General features: G+C 26.5%; 19 protein-coding genes. 8 read left to right on the top strand and 11 right to left on the bottom strand.

Annotation, left to right across the window (positions count from 1 at the left end; translation table 11 throughout):
• Positions 1-64: 64 nt before the first annotated feature.
• Positions 65-211 carry a hypothetical protein gene (locus K337_RS19905; protein WP_156877374.1) on the bottom strand — a complete coding sequence of 49 codons (147 nt, stop codon included), beginning with the start codon at positions 209-211 and terminating at the stop codon, positions 65-67.
• Between the two features lie 230 nt (positions 212-441).
• On the opposite strand from K337_RS19905, the gene K337_RS0112895 reads away from it, so the two are divergent.
• Positions 442-783, top strand: a complete 342-nt coding sequence (locus tag K337_RS0112895) for a hypothetical protein (RefSeq protein WP_028856968.1) — start codon at positions 442-444, stop codon at positions 781-783.
• Between the two features lie 42 nt (positions 784-825).
• Entirely contained in the window at positions 826-1,167 is a 342-nt protein-coding gene (locus K337_RS0112900; RefSeq protein WP_028856969.1) for a hypothetical protein, read from the top strand.
• 159 nt (positions 1,168-1,326) lie between these two features.
• Here K337_RS0112900 and K337_RS0112905 read toward each other — a convergent pair whose 3' ends face one another.
• The 7 genes from K337_RS0112905 to K337_RS0112935 all read right to left on the bottom strand — a co-directional run bounded on the left by K337_RS0112905 (position 1,327) and on the right by K337_RS0112935 (position 9,441).
• On the bottom strand, positions 1,327-1,530 hold the full coding sequence (locus K337_RS0112905; protein ID WP_028856970.1) for a hypothetical protein: 204 nt from the start codon (positions 1,528-1,530) through the stop codon (positions 1,327-1,329).
• Positions 1,531-1,533: 3 nt separating this feature from the next.
• Positions 1,534-2,118 carry a DUF6338 family protein gene (locus K337_RS0112910; RefSeq protein WP_028856971.1) on the bottom strand — a complete coding sequence of 195 codons (585 nt, stop codon included), beginning with the start codon at positions 2,116-2,118 and terminating at the stop codon, positions 1,534-1,536.
• Between the two features lie 357 nt (positions 2,119-2,475).
• On the bottom strand, positions 2,476-3,723 hold the full coding sequence (locus K337_RS0112915; protein WP_028856972.1) for a DNA methyltransferase: 1,248 nt from the start codon (positions 3,721-3,723) through the stop codon (positions 2,476-2,478).
• A 57-nt stretch (positions 3,724-3,780) separates the two neighbouring features.
• Positions 3,781-5,481 (bottom strand): hypothetical protein, encoded by a 1,701-nt coding sequence (locus K337_RS0112920; protein ID WP_028856973.1) that lies wholly within the window; start codon positions 5,479-5,481, stop codon positions 3,781-3,783.
• Between the two features lie 17 nt (positions 5,482-5,498).
• On the bottom strand, positions 5,499-8,027 hold the full coding sequence (locus K337_RS0112925; protein ID WP_028856974.1) for an ATP-binding protein: 2,529 nt from the start codon (positions 8,025-8,027) through the stop codon (positions 5,499-5,501).
• A 117-nt stretch (positions 8,028-8,144) separates the two neighbouring features.
• A complete protein-coding gene (locus K337_RS0112930) occupies positions 8,145-8,645 on the bottom strand; it encodes a hypothetical protein (protein WP_028856975.1) in 501 nt (166 codons plus the stop codon).
• Positions 8,646-8,727: 82 nt separating this feature from the next.
• On the bottom strand, positions 8,728-9,441 hold the full coding sequence (locus tag K337_RS0112935) for an XRE family transcriptional regulator (RefSeq protein WP_028856976.1): 714 nt from the start codon (positions 9,439-9,441) through the stop codon (positions 8,728-8,730).
• Positions 9,442-9,581: 140 nt separating this feature from the next.
• Between K337_RS0112935 and K337_RS19910 the strand changes: the two genes are divergently transcribed.
• From K337_RS19910 to K337_RS19915, 3 genes are all read left to right on the top strand, one after another.
• Positions 9,582-9,749, top strand: a complete 168-nt coding sequence (locus K337_RS19910; RefSeq protein ID WP_156877375.1) for a hypothetical protein — start codon at positions 9,582-9,584, stop codon at positions 9,747-9,749.
• An 86-nt stretch (positions 9,750-9,835) separates the two neighbouring features.
• Positions 9,836-10,135 carry a hypothetical protein gene (locus tag K337_RS0112945; protein WP_028856977.1) on the top strand — a complete coding sequence of 100 codons (300 nt, stop codon included), beginning with the start codon at positions 9,836-9,838 and terminating at the stop codon, positions 10,133-10,135.
• Positions 10,136-10,146: 11 nt separating this feature from the next.
• Positions 10,147-10,287 (top strand): hypothetical protein, encoded by a 141-nt coding sequence (locus K337_RS19915; RefSeq protein WP_156877376.1) that lies wholly within the window; start codon positions 10,147-10,149, stop codon positions 10,285-10,287.
• 51 nt (positions 10,288-10,338) lie between these two features.
• Here K337_RS19915 and K337_RS0112955 read toward each other — a convergent pair whose 3' ends face one another.
• Positions 10,339-10,662: a DUF2321 domain-containing protein gene (locus K337_RS0112955; RefSeq protein ID WP_028856978.1), complete on the bottom strand. Its 324-nt coding sequence runs from the start codon at positions 10,660-10,662 to the stop codon at positions 10,339-10,341.
• A gap of 390 nt (positions 10,663-11,052) precedes the next feature.
• On the opposite strand from K337_RS0112955, the gene K337_RS19920 reads away from it, so the two are divergent.
• Positions 11,053-11,208, top strand: a complete 156-nt coding sequence (locus K337_RS19920) for a hypothetical protein (RefSeq protein ID WP_156877377.1) — start codon at positions 11,053-11,055, stop codon at positions 11,206-11,208.
• On the opposite strand, the gene K337_RS0112965 is transcribed toward K337_RS19920, so the two are convergent.
• Positions 11,195-11,887 carry a hypothetical protein gene (locus tag K337_RS0112965; RefSeq protein ID WP_028856980.1) on the bottom strand — a complete coding sequence of 231 codons (693 nt, stop codon included), beginning with the start codon at positions 11,885-11,887 and terminating at the stop codon, positions 11,195-11,197. The genes K337_RS19920 and K337_RS0112965 overlap by 14 nt on opposite strands.
• Positions 11,888-12,065: 178 nt before the next feature.
• Positions 12,066-12,488, bottom strand: coding sequence for a hypothetical protein (locus K337_RS0112970; RefSeq protein ID WP_028856981.1), 423 nt, complete (start codon positions 12,486-12,488; stop codon positions 12,066-12,068).
• A gap of 526 nt (positions 12,489-13,014) precedes the next feature.
• Between K337_RS0112970 and K337_RS0112980 the strand changes: the two genes are divergently transcribed.
• Positions 13,015-13,227: a hypothetical protein gene (locus K337_RS0112980; RefSeq protein ID WP_028856983.1), complete on the top strand. Its 213-nt coding sequence runs from the start codon at positions 13,015-13,017 to the stop codon at positions 13,225-13,227.
• Positions 13,228-13,276: 49 nt separating this feature from the next.
• Positions 13,277-13,510, top strand: coding sequence for a hypothetical protein (locus tag K337_RS0112985; protein WP_028856984.1), 234 nt, complete (start codon positions 13,277-13,279; stop codon positions 13,508-13,510).
• Position 13,511: the final 1 nt, after the last annotated feature.

Genomic DNA, 13,511 nt, shown 5'->3' on the forward strand with positions numbered 1-13,511 from the left:
TCTTAGTAACAGATCTTACAGGTCCGTCTTCCCATATTTTTTATTGTATATTTACTTTTTAATTTTAATATTTTTTATTAGAGACTATGGTAGTTTTCATTGGATGACCTTTTTCAAAAGTGACTTTAATCTCTCCATATAGATCTTCTTCCATTAGTTTCTCTATTTCGATACTTAGTTTTATATATTTCTCCATTTTCTTCTTTTCCATAGGCTCCTCCTAAAAAATATAATTCTTTGGTCAAGTTTAATTATATAGGGAACTACAAAAAAATAAAAGTATTTTTTTTAAAATTGCTTTAATCATTATTAAATATGGGCTACTTACCCTAAACATTTTAGTAATTTTAATTTTAAAATCATTATTTTCTTTTCTTCACTTAGTTTTCACAAACAAATCATATAATCATTTTACAGAAAAGAATACAGAGGAGGAAAGAGATGAAGAAAAAGATTTTATTATTTACAGGGGTAGTTTTAATGGGGATATTTATGTATAGTATGCCTTACACTAGCAGCTTAAATGGAACTAGCATAAGCCAAACAGGGAATTCTTCAGAATTGAAGTTACAATATAGAAAAGGACTTTATTATGAACTAGGAAAAGGTACACCGTTTACAGGTAAAATGAAAGTTAATTACGAGAAGGAGTATGTAAATAGCGAAGGTAATTATAAGACCAAAGAAGCAATTTTTGAGAATGAATATGTGAATGGAGTTATAAAAAATACAAACTATTATACTCAAAATGGAACTTTTGAATATAATGTTAAAAAAATATAGAATATAATCATTTTACAAAAAAGAATACAGAGGAGGAGTTATATGAAGAAGAAGATTGCACTACTTACAGGGGTAGTTTTAATAGGGATATTTATGTATAGTATGCCTTACACTAGCAGTTTAAATGGGACGAGCATAAGCCAAACAGGGAATACGTCACAATTGAGGTTACAATATAAAAAAGGACTTTATTATGAACTAGGAAAGGAGACACCATTTACAGGTGAAATGAGAGTAAATTATGAAAAGGAATATATAAATAGTGAAGGTAATTCTAAGACCAGAGAAGCATTTTTCAAGAATGAATATGTGAATGGACTTTTAAAAGAAACAAACTACTATAGTCAAAATGGAACTTTTGAATATAGTGTTAAAAAAATATAGAAAAAAAACAGACGAGCAGCTAAAAATTCTTAGTTACTTGTCTGTTTTTTTATGAGAAAATCATGTATTTTTCTCAAATAAAATTCTTATGCAAAGCAGAAGTTTCCAGGGGTTACACGTGCATAACTTTAGTTATGCGTAAGCGTGCAGTCCTTCTTTTTATTCTTTAGGAAAGATTGTTATTTTTGGTTTGATTTTTGGTTTTTTATCTGGTGTAGTAGTAATAGTAATTTCCTTAGGAGAATATCCTTTTATAACTTGACTTCCTTTATCACTAGGTTTTATAAAGTGATCAGAAAGTTTTTTACGAGGAATATATCCTTCTAAACCCGGGATTGAGACTGTGTCTTTATTATCTTTCATAAGTTATTCACCTCCATTACTTTCTATAATATTAGCATCCATAAAATTAATTCGAGATATTTCAGAACCTTTGATAAGAACTCCTTTAGAATAATCTGAAAATTCTACTACTTGATTATTATCGTCAGTAGCATAAATAAATTCAAGATAGATACTTTGTTCGTTTGGGTAAGCACTGGCAAAAGAATTTGTTCCATAATAACCAACAATAGGCTTTTCTTTCCCTTTAATGTAAACTACTACAACACAAGGCTCTCTTTTTTCAAAGAAAAAATCCCAAGCCAGAGGACTGATAGTATTTACAGTATTTTCTTTTATAAGTTTACTTAAAAGAATTTTTTTTAATAATAATGGCAAAACAAAAGACATTGAAATTATAAGAAGAATTTTGATAGGTTTATTCAAAAAATCTATAGATAGATAGACTAATTTATATAAAATACCTAAAGAAATTATTTCAAAATAATTATCTTTTAACATATTTTTTTTATTTGGTACAATCATTTTCCAAATTTTATAAGAAATAAATCCCAAAGAAAAATAAGGAAATATACTTTCAAGTTGACTAAAAAAATTGGCACTATTCATATTTTCACCTCCTAAAATAAATTTTAAATTAAGTAATTACTTTATATTCTCTTACTAAAAAGTAGGTTAATTATAGATATATTAACCTACTTTTAGTTTTTTTGCAATACTTCTAATCTTTTTTTTAGAATTAATGTTCTGTTATCGTCTTTTTTGAATAAAAAAAAGATAGTCAAAAACTATCTTTTTTATTTTTAATATATTTACAAGATCACTCTGGATATCTCAGCTTCTTTTGAAGGGTAACTCTTCTCTAAATTAAATATATTTTGATCAAAAAAATTTAAGCAACCATCTCTTCACACATTTTCTTGGTTTTGTCTTTATTTTTTTTATCCATATAAAATACCTACTCAATTAAATTTTTTTCATTACTACTATATATTCTTTATGCATTGTTTTTACTTTATTACCTTTTTTCCCTGTAGGCGCTACTTTTCCTGGAAGTCTTTTTCTACTAATATTTCTAATAATTGTTTCAAGGTGTTCAAATCCATTTTTTTCAAAAAAATGTTTTGTTACCTCGTCTGTTTTAAGAAGTTGACCTTTGATAGTTCTATTCCCTACAACATATGCTACTATCCCTCCAGGTTTAATTACTTTAGCTACATTAGAAATTGATTTTTGATAATCTGAATAGAAACTCATCACTTCACGAACTCTTTTTGAGTCTTGTTCTTTTATTTTATACAGTGAATCATCTAAAAGAGGAAAATCAAAATAAACTTCTTCTTTCTTTCTTTTCCCTCCCATTAACATAGCATCTATTTTTTCAGAATTTTCATGCCCTAACCAATCATTAGCAAATCTTGAGAACTGCCCGTAAGCTACCGTTGATTGGCTATCTCCATAGGGAGGAGAAGTTATAACTATATCCACACTATTTTCTTTTAAAATATCTTCTGGAATGTTTTGAACAGTATCAAAATTATAGATATTTATTTTAGAATCCTTATTTGAAACTTTTAAATACTCTTCTAATTTATCTCTCATTTGAGTGAGGTTCCCCAACATCAGAAAGAAAGCTTCTTTCCTATAATGTTCTATATCTTCCTTAGGTATACGATATCTTTTAAATTCATTATTTCTAGTCATTGACACTTCTCTTAAAGTTTCGCTAAATGCAATTTCAAAAAGATCCTTTATATCTTGATTTTGAATTTTATCGATCCATTCTTTTATTGGAACCAACTGTTTTATATTTCTTTTTTTGAACCAATATTTTATATTTGTAACTTTAGGGTATTCAACAATCAAGTTATTAATATTTAATTCTACTTTTATTAGCTCGTGATCGAATTTTTCGATTTTTTTAGTCAACTCTTGGATATTTATATAGGTTGTTTTCACTTTTGATATTTTTCTAGCTAAAGGATTTAAGTCTGTTCCTATACAATTTAATCCTTTTATATTAGCTTCTATCAGAGTAGTCCCAGATCCTACGTATGGTTCAAATAAAGTATCCATACCTTTAGTTTGGTATCTTTCTAATAATTTTTCTACAATCCCTGGAACTAATTTAGCAGGATATTTATGTATATCATGTGTATATTTGTATCTATTGTTTAAAAAATCCCACTCTATATCTTCATATTTTTTACTCATGCTACCTCTCAATCTAATTCTTTAATATGTTTTTTCTAATCTAGTATAACATAAATTTTAAAGTATTACATCAACTCCTGGGGAAGATATTTTGGCTAGAAAGTCCTGGTAAAGTGCTAAAGTTTTATCTTCCATAACTCTACCTATCCTCTGAATTTTAAATTTAGTCTCGCTCTTATTAAAAGATATATTATTATTTTTAGAAATAATGTGATAGTTTAATTGATTAAATTCATCACCTTCAAAGCTCAATCCTAAGCTTTTTAGTTTCTCATCAAAAAAATTATCAAATTTTAAACCTTTAAAATATTCAGCTGAATAATAGGTCTTATTCTTGACAATTTCTTCTTTTGAACTTTCAAAATCAATAATAGCTTCTCCTTTGTTATTAAGTGTGCATAAATCTAAAATATTACAATCTACAATTTGAAGATTTTTTTTATCAGGAACTTTCAAGAACCAACTTTTAGATATTTGCCCGTTCGTAGAATCTTTATCAATTTGAATAGGCCAAAGATAAACACCTTTATCAATTTTTAAAAACTTGTCTAAATCATGATTATCTTTATCACTTCTATCATGATTATTAATTTTATCTTTTTCTAATAATAATAACCTATATTTATCTACATCTCTTGCTATATCATTACCTTTTTTTCTTAAAATAGTGTGACATGATTTTGTTATAACTAAACCATACTTATTTTTATTTTTATAATCTTTAAATTTAAATAGATCTCCAGGATAGATATCTTTATAACGAATATTAACAGAATAATCTATTATTGTGTGTTTGCTATTTTCTGATAGAAATTCCTCTAAATTAATTCTAGGCTCATTTTTAGTATATTTATTAGAAGCATTATTGAGATTTTTTTTACTTTCTATATACTTTCCATTTTCGGTAGACCTGATATTATTAATAGTTCTAAAAGCTTTATTTAATAAACTATCAACTCCTTCCCCACTTTCTTTAGCATTAATAATACTTGTTTTTAAATCAAAAATTTTAGAATGATATATGTCATCATATACCATTTGGTTTAATTTTTTTCTTTTCTCCAAATAATCATATAGGTGAGAATAGAGATAAGAATCATATATTAAATTTTCCAATGAAGTGCCGCACATTTTTTTTAGTTCTTTCTTTACTTCTTCTACGCTTTCTTTTTTTTGTATAGGATGTATGAGATAAGTATAGCTCAGGTCACGACTATTAGTTTTTAAATAATTTTTTTTTGCTTCTTTGTCTTTTATATCATTAAGATTTTCATGACTATAAAGCATCACCATAAATTTTTCAACTTTCAGATCCTTTGTTATACAGTCTAGGAGTTCCAAAACAGAGTCTTCGTTTTCGCCACTCCCTTCCAAGTTTCTATCCACAACAAATAAAGTGAAGTCATCGTTTTGTGTAAATTCATCTTTTAAATTTTTAATGCCACAAAACTTCTCAATTTCTCCCCCAAAAAGTTCTTCTAATGCTTTTAAAGGAAGAGGCGTATCTGCACTATAAAGTTCAGGGAAATCATCTTCATCAAAATTTTCTTCAAATAAGTTTTTATCTTTTTCTTTTAATTCTCTTAATGTATTGTAATAACTTAATTTAACGATTTTTCCATGATCGGCATCTTCTTCTTTATCCTCTAAATATTTAACAGGGTTACTTTCCCATAATTTTTCATTTTCACCATGTTCCCACTCATCATCTATTGATACTATTTTTTTTATATTCAATTGTTTTAAAATTTCATGCATTTTCTCTTTAATCCCCCTTAAAATAAAGTTTGTTCCATTTCATGCTTATTGAACTTCAAATAAAATTTATAAAGTCTTCCTGTGTCATTTCTTTCAGTTAACATACTAAGCTTACCATTTGATTCAGCAAGTAAAGCTTGCGATATATATAACCCTAATCCTCTACCACCTTCTTTTGCTGTTTGGAATGGTTGGAATAAGAAAATTTCCATATTTTTTGATATACCTGGCCCATTATCATAAAATACTACTTCTCCTTTATCGCTAATCTCTATTATTATCTTTTTTTGCTCTTCATTTGAGTACATAACCCAGTATAAAGAGTTTAAGAATAAATTATCAAAGATAGTCACCAAATATCCTCTATTAATTTTTATTCTAAAGCTGTCTCCTCTTACTTCTACAAGAATATTAGCTTTTTTTGCCTTTTTTGACATTGGAGTCTCATCAATATAAATTTCTTCCAAAATTTTCTTGATATCAACATCCTCTATTAATTTTTTATTTTTCTTATACATAGGCTCTAAGTGATCTAACTGCTCTTCAAGGTATCTAATCTCAGTTATAATATTATTTTGCCACCTCAATATCTCTCGTTTTTCTATATTACCTTCTTTTACTTTTTTTCTACTACTGCTAGCATACCCTCTGATATTTGATACAATTCTATTAAATTCATGTGTCATTGATTCCATTATTATACTTTGACCTACCATTGGTAGCACATCTTTAACATCGTCTAATACTTTCTCCTGAATCTCAATTGTTTGTCTTAAATGTTGATTTTGCTTTTTACCTGCTTTTTTTATTTTTTTTAGAGCATCGCCTATTTTTTTATTTCTTTTGTTTTTATTTTTTTCATCAGTTTTACCTATAGAAATTTCAGATACAACTATTTCTCCAGTACTTTCTTCTAATTTGTCATTTTCTTCTGTACTTTCATTATTTTCTTCACCCTCAAGAGCACTTTGAATTTCTTTCATAGCTTCTTCTATTTCTTCTTCTGAACTTTTTATTCTTTCAAATTTTAACAATCCATTTCTTGTAACAATTTCATCATCATTAAGGTTTCCTTTAATTTCAAATCCAGCAATAATATCACGTATTTCATCACAAATTAAAGTTACTATTCCATGCTTTATGATATTTAGAAAATTTTCTCCATATTCATCTAAAATAAAACCTTGTCTATTAGTTTGTTCTCTTAAGTTTCTACATGTAGGACTATCCAATTTTATATATCCTAAAATACTTTTTGATTGATAGGGAATATACTTAGTTTTTTGAGAATAAACATCAAAACCTGCCCAGTCATAGTTACTATTACCATAAGGCAATATCCTAAAACCATTCCTAAATATATAAAATCCTTGCAATGAACTCCATATATGAGTAAAATCATTATAACTTTTTATAGCGTCAAGTTTTAAATCTCTAATACTCTCTGTTATCAAACTCTTATTTTCTTGAGTAAGCGAAAGGTTATATAATTTTCCAGAAAAATTACCTGGATTAGCTAAACCTCCATCAATATAATTTAAAACTATTTTTTTAAAATACTTTTCATACTCCACTTGTACTTTTTCTTTGAAATCTATTTTATGACTGGTATATTTAAAATTTTGTAATAACTTGGTATCATTCAGCTTGTTTTCAACTAATCGAAAATTTTGCATTTTATTCGTTCTATTATTTATAAGCTTCTCTATATACTTCTCATAGTGAATAGTATTAATTTTTAATATCGAATTTTCATATGAAAACTCTATTGTGTTATCGGCTAAAAACTCTAAAACCTCTTCATCTACTTCTGTATTTGAATATGAATTCCCATTTAATGAAAAGAAAATCTTAAATAAATCTTTTAATTCGTCGTTATTAGAATTATTTAACTTGTCAAAAGGGGAAGACATCTTGTACAATTCATCTACTAAAAGTTTTATATTTTTCTTACTCAATTTCCAAAATTCAATATTTCTTATTCCATCAATCTCAATTCTTGTAAAAGAGTTTTTCTCATCACTATTATTATGCTCTAAATTTGCTGTTACATCTGTAATAGACATTTCAGTATTGAGTTTTGTCCAATCAATTTTCAATTCAGAAGCATTTGTTTTTAGTAGAATGTCGATATCTTCATCTCTTAATAAATTATTTTCTTTAAAAGCATCTAAATCCGCTTTAGTTTTAACAGTAATGTAGTGCCCTAATCTTTGAAACGAAAGTCTTCCAAGCCCTTTTTCTCCTAACACTTGCCTATTAAACTTTAGTGATTCTTTATGCACCTCTCTAAAGTTAGTAGCAATTTTAAAGAAGCTATTCTTTAATATGCTTGGTAGCATTCCATGACCATTATCTTCTATAATTATTTTCCCTCTCCCATATGGAGTCATTATTTCTGTATCTACTGAAATAGATGCAAAGGTAGCGTCTGCATCATAGGAGTTTTTTATTAACTCTAATAATGCCACTAATTCATTTTCAATTAACTGTTCTCCTAACTGGTATATTAATTTGGCAGCAGCCTGTAATTTTATTATTTCCATATCCCTCTACACCTCCTCCAAATATTTTCTTTCATCAAATAAACTCGATAGTTTATTGATTAAATCGCCTTTAAAAAGCATTAATTAGCCTCCTTAGTTTTATTTTACTATTTATTTTTAATACGCTATAACATCTTCTAAAAACTCACTAAAACATACTTTACTGTCTAACATATCTTTAAATTCATGTATATCATTTCCATCTATTCTTATTGAGCATGAGCTTTTTTCTTTTCTATAATAAAATATCTCTTCAGGATAAAGATAAGTTTTTTTAGGGATCCTAAACAAATAGAGGTTATTTTCATTCTGATCATTCAACAATATATACAATGTTTTTTTAAATTTTTTAGGTTTAGGTTCAAACCACCATTGTCCTGTTGTTTCATTTCTATTTGAAAAAATTGCATCCATAGAATTTAATCTTTTATCTGTACATCTATTGATCATTTCTATAGCTTCACCTTTATTTATTTTTGTATCTAATTGAGTTATATTTATTGATTTATTCATGTTAGACATTTTTTTTAATTTTTCTATTTTTATTTCAATTTTTTCTATTTCATCTTTTTTTATTTTTAATTTTTTCGTCAATTCTTTGATTTCTTCTGTAAACATATTTGTCCTCCCCTACCAATTTTACTCAAAAGAAGTTTTAATAATTATATTCTCTCACTCAGTATAACTATGGAATTATCGATTATAACGACTTTTTTGTTTTCTTATGTTTTCTTTTACTTTCAACAACTATTCCATGGCATTTAAAATCAGTATCTTCAGTTTTTAAAATAATAATGTCTTTATAAATAGTTCTATTTGAATTATCGCTCATCAAGTTTATGAAATTTTCATTATCTGAAACTCTCTTAATATATTCTTGGCCTTCGTAAGTTACTAAACATATTTCATCATTAAGATCCAAGTCATGACAATCTGGATCTACTACGGCAATATCTCCATCTAATAAAGTTGGGTACATTGAATCACCTGAAACTTCTACTGCAAAAGCTCCTTTAGGCATAGTTTCACCTTGTAAAAGAATAAAACTTTCTTTTCTAACTACGTTCCCCATATTGATAGCTCCTCCACCTGCTGAAGCAGCTCCATAAACTGGTAATTCTATAACTGTTATTCCTAGAGGATTAACCAAATTTTGAGAAGTATTTTCTTCATCTAAATAATCAACCATTTTATACAATATTTTATAATCTAAATCTAATGCTTCAGCTACTCTTCTTAGATAGTAAGGATTAATTTTTTTCTTATCCCCTTTTTCTAAACGATGTATATCAGCATTATTAATTCCTGTTTTATATGCCAATTGACCTTGGCTTAATCCTTTCTCTAATCTTTTTTCTCTAATCAATTTTCCTAACAGATCTCTCTGTTCTTCATTAACATTAAACTTATCCATAAAACATTTCAACTCCTTGTATATTAAGATTATATTTAAAAATACTGACAATTGTAAGAAACTAAAAAAAACTTCCTTGACAATCATCAGTAGAAGTGGTAAAACTATACTGACAAATATAAGTGGAGAGGAGGGGTGCTTTGAGTTTGCTTAGAAAAGTGAAATTAACTGTTATAAAATCTGATTTAAATATGAATAAAGCAATAGAAATATCTGGTGTATCCAGAGATACATTTTATAAAAAATTAAAAAAAGATGATAAAGATTTTTACGATAAACTTCTTTTAAGTCTAAAAAAATTTACTTAAGTTACTTACAAATATCAGTGAATAAAAGTGTTCTTTTAATTTTAAAGATTAAAAAATTGTTTTTATTTAATAACAAGGGGGGAGATGTGAAAACTAACTTTAAAGATTATAAAGTTTTAGTCAGTAGAAAAATAAAAGTTCCTAGTTCTATAGAACTTAAAATGGGTAATATTGATATTATCATTGATGTTTTCTATGGATATGATGGGGTAATGAGCTATAAAAAAAATGGAATATCTAGAGTGAGTATTTCCATTCCTCGTAAATTTCATTCTCCAGTCTTAATTAATAGAGATATACCAGTAATAACAAACTCAGGAAGAGAAATAAGAATAAATCTATTTAATAAAAGTAAATTAAGTTACACACTATATGAAAAATGTTAAAAGGGGGAACTATGGAAATTTCAAATGCTAAGGTTATAAAAACTGTATTTAGGAATAAAGACAAGATAAAAAAGAATGAATTTATAAAGAAAGTAAAAAAGCTGACCTATGATCTTACTCCTACCGGGGAGAAGCAATATAAATTATTTTAAATAAAAAAGAGTAGAAATAGATCTACTCTTAAAAAATCGGCAAATTTATGATTATAAAATATTTTTATATTTTGCTAGGAAATTTTCAACCCATGGATAAGCTTTACCGCAGTCAGGGCAGTAATTTGGTATTTCTTGACTCTCCATATATCGAGGTTGTCGAGCATGAGTAAAATTAGGATTAGCATTCACAGCTAAAAGGCCGCCTTTGATAGGTGAGCCACATGTACAGTGAGTTAAAACTTTACTATTACACTTGGTACATAGATCACCACAAAAATCCTCTACTCTTTCAAGTGTAGAAGTTTGAAGATGTCCTTTTTCACAGATAGCAGACATTAAATTTCTTACCTTTACTTTTACTAATTTTTTCATCGAAGCTCGCCCCCTTAAATTTTAAATAGGATATTTCAAGAGTTTTTAAGAAAGTTTATCATTTCTCTTGAATAGCACTATTAAGATTTTAATACCATATTACTATACTTGAGTATACTCTATAAATTATCAGTATTCAACATTTTTAGAGTAAAAATATAAAAAATTTTAAAGAAAAAAAACTGACCTGTGATCTAACTCCAAATGGGAAGAAACAATATAAATTATTTTAAATAAAAAAGAGTAGAAACAGATCTACTCTTGGAAGATAAAAAATTAAAGCGAGGTGTAACAATGAAAAAATTACTGTTTGATATTATTTTTTTATCACTAATACTAATTATATTCTTTTTACGCTCTATTATTGAAAAGGATAAAATTAGTAAATACATGGAAATAATACAATTTGCATTAACAATAATTATTTTATATTTTGTAGTAAAAACAGGACAGACACTATCTAATCCATTTATTTATTTTGGATTAGGAGGTTCAGCTTTAACTAGCTTTATCAGTATAAGACAGAAATTCTTTACAAAGAATTAAAAAATATATATAGGGAAATTACACTAGAAACAAATCCAATAATTTTCATAAAATTGTCAATAAATTTAAAAAATTTATTTTCAGCCTTATGTTTCATTTTGAAAGCTACATAGAAAATTAAAAGTATAAAATCAACTAAATTTTTATAAATAAAAATAGGTAGATATCTAAAAAAAGTATCTTTAAATTCTCTTTTTAAGTATCCAATTGATATATTTTTAGAAAAATCAATTTTATTATATGTTTCTTGAATAATGTATCTTGTTTCTTGTTCTTCAAAATTTATTAACATTTCATATTCACTAGCATCTTTATAAGAACGAATGGCATTAATAAAATCAGTTAGATTCTCTGGGTTATCTAAATTTTTAGCTGATTCTGTATTAGTAAATTTTAATATTGTATATTTTTTTAAAAGCTGTAGACACCTTGGGTATTTTTCTTCTAAAGATTTCCTAGATGAGAGAAAAGATTCAACATATTCAATATTTGTTTGAACCAGTTTACTATTAAAAGATAAATTTCTAATTACTAAAATATCATTCCAATAATTTCTTAGAAAAGTAGCGGTTTCTTTAATTTTAAATTGATCATAAATGACAGCAAGAAGTCCTAAAAAATAAAGCCATAAAAATGTTTCGATTTTTAAGATAAAAATTTTTGAAATAAAATGTTCCATTTGTTCCACTCCTTTAAACTCTAGATAGTATTGGTTTAATTTCTAATTCAAGTATAACTTTTAAATAGGAGAAATCAAAAATTATATCAAGCTAGGGAGTAAATATCTAACTAGAGTAGGTTTAATTTTACCATTAGAGCCCATTCATATAAAAAATAAAAAAAGGCATATAAGCCTTTTAATAATTTCTTATAAATTCATCAGTGATTGTACTAATATTAGTTTTAAAACTTGGAAAAATCGTTTTTAAAATGATTTCTAAAACTTTAGCATAATCAATATCTTTCATTGAATTAACAACGAAATTTAGAAGTGCATAAACAAGCTGATTAGAATAATTGCTAGAAGATGAAGCTATGATAGCTACACCTAAGGCTTTATGTCTATATGGATCATCTTCTCTTGAGAATTCAACATAGCTAAATTCAAAATCTTTTTCTAGTTTATCGAAATTGTAATCTTCGAAATTAAGATTTGATATAGGCTCAAATTTGTCTGTTATTACTTTTACAGTTTCTTCTGTTGGGATTTTTCCATCAAATTTAATGCTGTAGCTAAATCTGGCCAAATCACCTAACGCGGTTGTGTTAATTTTATACATTTTTTACTCTCCTTTAAACTCTGAATAGTATAGTTCAAGAATTTCTAAAATAGCCTGGGCTTATCTTGAACTGTATCATTGAGACTTTAAATAATGCATTAGACTTCATTATACTATGAAGCTGAGAAGTAAACAAGAATGATATAGGAATTTATAAAAATATAATTATTTTAAATAAAAAAGAGTAGAAACAGATCTACTCTGAGAAGATAAAAAAATTAAAGCGAGGTGAAACAATGGAAAAATTTTGGATGAGCTTTCTTTTAGCGGGTTTTCTTATAGGGATTATAAATCTAATGATTGAAGCTAGTTTTATTTTAAAAAAATTGAATTATGAAATTATGGATATTAAAACCAAGTTTCTGACTAAACACAATAATTGCTGTAAGTGTTGTAATTATTGTAGAGAATGTCCCAATAATAATTTTTAAGTTTTTAGCATATTTACCAATATGAAAAAATAATGGGAATTCAAAAATACTAGATTAACGGGAAGATTTTATAAAAAATAAGAGGAGGGAACACCATGGGAAAAAAATTAGATTTAAAATTAAGAGGTGTTCAATACGAAATCATAAGTAATGACAACGATTATGATTTAGAACTTACTGAAGAAAATACTTTGTGTTTTAAAAGAGGAGGGGAACTGTATGTTTCTGTTAACCTGGACAAAGTTTGTTTAGGCAGTAAATTAGCTATCTTAGATTTTTTAGGTTTAAAAATAAAAAGAGAGAAATAAATCTCTCTTGGAAAATTAAATAAATTAGAAATGAGGGGAGGAAATAATAATGAAAGAAAAGTTAATTATATATTCTTTAATAATACTAGGGTTATTAATTTTTATAATTGTATGTTTAGATTATTTATACCGTCTAGCACTTATAAAAACCTTTAAACCTCAGAGGTTAAAATTTGAGTTAGAAGAGCAATTTATTTTAAAAGAGCTTAGAGACAACAATGTATATATTGTCAATGAAATCTCTGAATTTAGGAAAAGTCAAAATATCAAACACAGGAGGTAAC

Origin of the sequence: Psychrilyobacter atlanticus DSM 19335, assembly GCF_000426625.1 — a bacterium.
Taxonomy (GTDB): domain Bacteria; phylum Fusobacteriota; class Fusobacteriia; order Fusobacteriales; family Fusobacteriaceae; genus Psychrilyobacter; species Psychrilyobacter atlanticus.

Excerpts from the sequence above, each read along its gene's own strand:
- K337_RS0112955 (WP_028856978.1), bottom strand. The coding sequence starts at position 10,662 with ATGAAAAAATTAGTAAAAGTAAAGGTAAGAAATTTAATGTCTGCTATC.
- K337_RS0112965 (WP_028856980.1), bottom strand. The coding sequence starts at position 11,887 with ATGGAACATTTTATTTCAAAAATTTTTATCTTAAAAATCGAAACATTT.
- K337_RS0112980 (WP_028856983.1), top strand. The coding sequence starts at position 13,015 with ATGGGAAAAAAATTAGATTTAAAATTAAGAGGTGTTCAATACGAAATC.
- K337_RS0112920 (WP_028856973.1), bottom strand. The coding sequence starts at position 5,481 with ATGCATGAAATTTTAAAACAATTGAATATAAAAAAAATAGTATCAATA.
- K337_RS19905 (WP_156877374.1), bottom strand. The coding sequence starts at position 211 with ATGGAAAAGAAGAAAATGGAGAAATATATAAAACTAAGTATCGAAATA.
- K337_RS0112925 (WP_028856974.1), bottom strand. The coding sequence starts at position 8,027 with ATGGAAATAATAAAATTACAGGCTGCTGCCAAATTAATATACCAGTTA.
- K337_RS0112985 (WP_028856984.1), top strand. The coding sequence starts at position 13,277 with ATGAAAGAAAAGTTAATTATATATTCTTTAATAATACTAGGGTTATTA.
- K337_RS0112900 (WP_028856969.1), top strand. The coding sequence starts at position 826 with ATGAAGAAGAAGATTGCACTACTTACAGGGGTAGTTTTAATAGGGATA.
- K337_RS0112970 (WP_028856981.1), bottom strand. The coding sequence starts at position 12,488 with ATGTATAAAATTAACACAACCGCGTTAGGTGATTTGGCCAGATTTAGC.
- K337_RS19920 (WP_156877377.1), top strand. The coding sequence starts at position 11,053 with ATGGAAATAATACAATTTGCATTAACAATAATTATTTTATATTTTGTA.
- K337_RS0112935 (WP_028856976.1), bottom strand. The coding sequence starts at position 9,441 with ATGGATAAGTTTAATGTTAATGAAGAACAGAGAGATCTGTTAGGAAAA.
- K337_RS0112910 (WP_028856971.1), bottom strand. The coding sequence starts at position 2,118 with ATGAATAGTGCCAATTTTTTTAGTCAACTTGAAAGTATATTTCCTTAT.
- K337_RS0112905 (WP_028856970.1), bottom strand. The coding sequence starts at position 1,530 with ATGAAAGATAATAAAGACACAGTCTCAATCCCGGGTTTAGAAGGATAT.
- K337_RS0112895 (WP_028856968.1), top strand. The coding sequence starts at position 442 with ATGAAGAAAAAGATTTTATTATTTACAGGGGTAGTTTTAATGGGGATA.
- K337_RS0112930 (WP_028856975.1), bottom strand. The coding sequence starts at position 8,645 with ATGTTTACAGAAGAAATCAAAGAATTGACGAAAAAATTAAAAATAAAA.
- K337_RS0112915 (WP_028856972.1), bottom strand. The coding sequence starts at position 3,723 with ATGAGTAAAAAATATGAAGATATAGAGTGGGATTTTTTAAACAATAGA.
- K337_RS19915 (WP_156877376.1), top strand. The coding sequence starts at position 10,147 with ATGGAAATTTCAAATGCTAAGGTTATAAAAACTGTATTTAGGAATAAA.